The 867-nt window shown below is 28.7% G+C and carries 2 protein-coding genes; both read left to right on the forward strand.

Annotated elements, in window-relative coordinates:
- A partial coding sequence (locus ACP5Q2_RS09880; protein WP_428099631.1) for a glycosyltransferase family 2 protein occupies positions 1-573 on the forward strand: 573 nt, incomplete at its 5' end.
- Positions 574-627: 54 nt separating this feature from the next.
- Positions 628-804 carry a glycosyltransferase family 2 protein gene (locus ACP5Q2_RS09885; protein WP_428099634.1) on the forward strand — a complete coding sequence of 59 codons (177 nt, stop codon included), beginning with the start codon at positions 628-630 and terminating at the stop codon, positions 802-804.
- Positions 805-867 lie beyond the last annotated feature (63 nt).

Here is an 867-nt window from a genome sequence, read left to right on the forward strand (position 1 = left end):
AATAACGACACTGTTATAGAAAACGATCTAATAAAAAAAACAATGGAAGCTAAACTTAACTTCGGAGAAAAAGCTATATATGGAGCAAGGATTCTATATTATTGGAATCCTACTATTATATGGTACGATGGTGGTAGATTTAATGAATGGACAGGTAGATCTGTTCATTTAAATATGGGGAAAAGATTGGATCAAGTTGAAAATTGTTCTATAAAAGAAGTAAATTTCATCACTTTTTGCTATGTAGTTTTACCTAAGTTTATAATTAAAAATATCGGTTTATTGGATGAAAGTTATTTCATGTATGTGGAGGATTTAGACTATTCTTATAGGGTTTGGAAAGCAGGTTATAAACTTTATCATGTATGCAATACAGTGCTATACCATAAAGTTGGTGCAAGCAATAATGGAGAAGTCAGTGAATTTAGTGCTTACTGGGGTATGAAAAATAGGCTTAAATTTATATTTCACAATCTCACTTTTACAAAAAAAGTTTTTTCTGTTTTATTTATAATATCATCAAGGATTATTAAACTCCCCATATTCTTTTTTAAAAACAAAGTAAGATTATAAAAGCTCAAGTAAGAGGTATAATAGATGCCTTTAGAGATAAATAAGGAATAAGAAATGAAATACAAAGTGTGTGTAGTAACTGTAACATATGGGGATAGATTTTATCTACTTAAACAGGTTATAGATGCCTCCTTTAATGAAGGAGTAAGTAAAATAATAGTAGTAGACAACTGTTCATCTAAAAACAGTAGAAATCAGTTAAAAGATTATGAAAGAAAATACGTTGAGTGAGAAATTAACCACATAAATTTACCTCAATAGATCTGAAAAAGCTATAGCCTATTGCATAAGCAT

It is taken from the genome of Calditerrivibrio sp., from assembly GCF_049968475.1.
Taxonomy (GTDB): Bacteria; Chrysiogenota; Deferribacteres; order Deferribacterales; family Calditerrivibrionaceae; genus Calditerrivibrio; species Calditerrivibrio nitroreducens_A.

What these genes read in the sequence shown, in the direction of transcription:
- ACP5Q2_RS09885 (WP_428099634.1), top strand. Translation starts at nt 628, where the DNA reads ATGAAATACAAAGTGTGTGTAGTAACTGTAACATATGGGGATAGATTT.